Origin of the sequence: Thioclava sp. F34-6 (assembly GCF_002213235.1) — a bacterium.
GTDB lineage: Bacteria > Pseudomonadota > Alphaproteobacteria > Rhodobacterales > Rhodobacteraceae > Thioclava > Thioclava nitratireducens.
In genome coordinates this window covers 2,501-5,637 of record NZ_NBOA01000025.1, presented here as the reverse complement: position 1 = coordinate 5,637, position 3,137 = coordinate 2,501, and the positions used below count along the sequence as shown (strand labels likewise).

Genomic DNA, 3,137 nt, shown 5'->3' with positions numbered 1-3,137 from the left:
TGGTTGCGGGAGTAGGATTTGAACCTACGACCTTCAGGTTATGAGCCTGACGAGCTACCGGGCTGCTCCATCCCGCGTCCGTTGAGCTTTTGCCTTTTGTCAGGTTATGAGCCTGACGCGGCGATCGCGTTTTTCAAACTCTCGAGTAGAGTTTGTCTCGCTTGCGGGGTGCTCGATCCCGCGTTTATTCCCGAGGGCATTTAGTGTTTGCGATCGGGATTTTGTTTGTCATCGTTTTTTGAGAGATGAAGTTTTTCGTCGCTTCTTTCTAGGTTTGGCGGTGACCTACTCTCCCACGTCTTAAGACGCAGTACCATTGGCGCGACGGCACTTAACGGCCGGGTTCGGAATGGAGCCGGGTGTTTTGCTCGTGCTATGACCACCAAACCGAGGAAGAAGCGATGAAGTTCAAATCGTACACTTTGTATTGTGCATGCTGTTTGATCGGTTACCAGAGGTCTGGCTACTACCGGATCAAATCAAGCCAATCGGGCAATTAGTACTGGTCAACTGAACGCGTTGCCGCGCTTACATCTCCAGCCTATCGACGTGGTGGTCTTCCACGGCCCTCAAGGGATACCTAGTTTTGAAGGGGGCTTCCCGCTTAGATGCTTTCAGCGGTTATCCTGTCCGGACATAGCTACCCAGCACTACCGTTGGCACGATAACTGGTCCACCAGTGGTCCGTTCACCCCGGTCCTCTCGTACTAGGGGCAACTCTTCTCAAGTATCCTACACCCACGGCAGATAGGGACCGAACTGTCTCACGACGTTCTAAACCCAGCTCACGTACCTCTTTAAACGGCGAACAGCCGTACCCTTGGGACCTGCTCCAGCCCCAGGATGAGATGAGCCGACATCGAGGTGCCAAACGATGCCGTCGATATGGACTCTTGGGCATCATCAGCCTGTTATCCCCAGAGTACCTTTTATCCGTTGAGCGATGGCCCTTCCACTCGGGACCACCGGATCACTATGGCCGACTTTCGTCTCTGCTCGACTTGTCAGTCTTGCAGTCAGGCTGGCTTCTGCCATTGCACTCAACGACCGATTTCCGACCGGTCTGAGCCAACCTTCGCGCGCCTCCGTTACACTTTGGGAGGCGACCGCCCCAGTCAAACTACCCACCACGCAGGGTCCCGGATCCCGATAAGGGACCGCGGTTAGACATCAAGCAGGCGAAGGGTGGTATCTCAAGGATGGCTCCACGGAGACTGGCGTCCCCGTTTCAAAGCCTACCACCTATCCTGCACATCACATGCCTGATGCCAGTGCGAAGCTATAGTAAAGGTTCATGGGGTCTTTCCGTCTAACCGCGGGTAGTGTGCATCTTGACACACAGTTCAATTTCGCTGAGTCCACGTTTGAGACAGCGGGGAGATCGTTACGCCATTCGTGCAGGTCGGAACTTACCCGACAAGGAATTTCGCTACCTTAGGACCGTTATAGTTACGGCCGCCGTTTACCGGGGCTTCAATTCGGAGCTTGCACTCCTCCTTTTAACCTTCCGGCACCGGGCAGGCGTCAGACTGTATACGTCGCCTTACGGCTTCGCACAGCCCTGTGTTTTAAGTAAACAGTCGCCACCCCCTAGTTTGTGCCCCCGCCCCATACTTGCGTACGAAGCGGGCCTCCTTCTCGCGAACTTACGGAGGCATTTTGCCGAGTTCCTTAAACGTGGTTCTCTCAAGCGCCTTGGTATTCTCTACCAGTCCACCTGTGTCGGTTTCGGGTACGGTCCGATAGTGGGGCTATTTCCAGGAACCTGTTGGCTGCCCGATCAATCCGATAAGATCGAACAACGGCTCAGATCCGTCACCACCACATGGCCCAGGAATATTAACCTGGTTCCCATCGACTACGCCTTTCGGCCTCGCCTTAGGGGCCGGCTTACCCTGCTCAGATTAGCTTTAAGCAGGAACCCTTGGACTTTCGGCGACAGGGTCTCTCACCCTGTTTGTCGCTACTCATGTCAACATTCTCACTTCTGATCACTCCACCGGATGCCTTACGGCCCGGCTTCACAGTCAGAACATTGCCTCCAATATCCCCGAGGGGAGTAAGGAGGCAGCGTTCTATATCACAGAACGCTCCGCTACCACGCACATCACTGTGCATCCAAAGCTTCGGCTCATGGCTTGAGCCCCGTTACATCTTCGCCGCAAGACCTCTTGACTAGACCAGTGAGCTGTTACGCTATCTTTAAAGGATGGCTGCTTCTAAGCCAACCTCCTGGTTGTTTTGGAAGTCTCACATGCTTTCCCACTTAGCCATGAATTGGGGGCCTTAGCTGTTGGTCAGGGTTGTTTCCCTCTCCACGACGGACGTTAGCACCCGCCGTGTGTCTGCCGATCAGTTCTTCCCGGTATTCGGAGTTTGCTTAGACTCAGTAAGGCTGTGGGCCCCCATCATCCATGCAGTGCTCTACCCCCGGGAGAATACAATCGACGCGCTACCTAAATAGCTTTCGCGGAGAACCAGCTATCTCCAGATTTGATTGGCCTTTCACCCCTAGCCACACGTCATCCGGACCCTTTTCAACGGGTGTCGGTTCGGCCCTCCAGTGAGTGTTACCTCACCTTCAGCCTGCACATGGCTAGATCATCTGGTTTCGGGTCTGATCCATCGAACTAAATTCGCCCTGTTAAGACTCGCTTTCGCTACGCCTACACCTAACGGCTTAAGCTTGCTCGATAGACCAAGTCGTTGACCCATTATACAAAAGGTACGCCGTCAGAGCTCGAGGCTCCTCCGACTGCTTGTAGGCGTCCGGTTTCAGAAACTGTTTCACTCCCCTCGTCGGGGTGCTTTTCACCTTTCCCTCACGGTACTGGTTCGCTATCGGTCAGTAAGGAGTACTTAGCCTTCGAGGGTGGTCCCCCGATCTTCAGACAGGATTACACGTGTCCCGCCCTACTTAATACGTCCAATTGAACTTCCCATACGGGGCTGTCACCCGCTCTGGCTGATCTTTCCAGATCATTCTGGTCATTCTCATGGCTCGGCTGGTCCGCGTTCGCTCGCCACTACTAGCGGAGTATCTGTTGATTTCCTTTCCTCCGGGTACTTAGATGTTTCAGTTCCCCGGGTTCGCTCTTATAACCCTATGTATTCAGGTTAAAAGTACCTGTTTTGGA

The 3,137-nt window shown here is 53.9% G+C and carries 1 tRNA gene and 2 rRNA genes (1 of these 3 cut by a window edge); all 3 read right to left on the bottom strand.

What is annotated here, in order from left to right:
* Positions 1-77 (bottom strand) — tRNA-Met (locus tag B6V72_RS18810).
* A 195-nt stretch (positions 78-272) separates the two neighbouring features.
* Positions 273-387: ribosomal RNA gene (gene rrf, locus B6V72_RS18805) — 5S ribosomal RNA — on the bottom strand.
* 88 nt (positions 388-475) lie between these two features.
* Positions 476-3,137 (bottom strand): 23S ribosomal RNA (locus B6V72_RS18800); it runs 171 nt beyond the window's last position.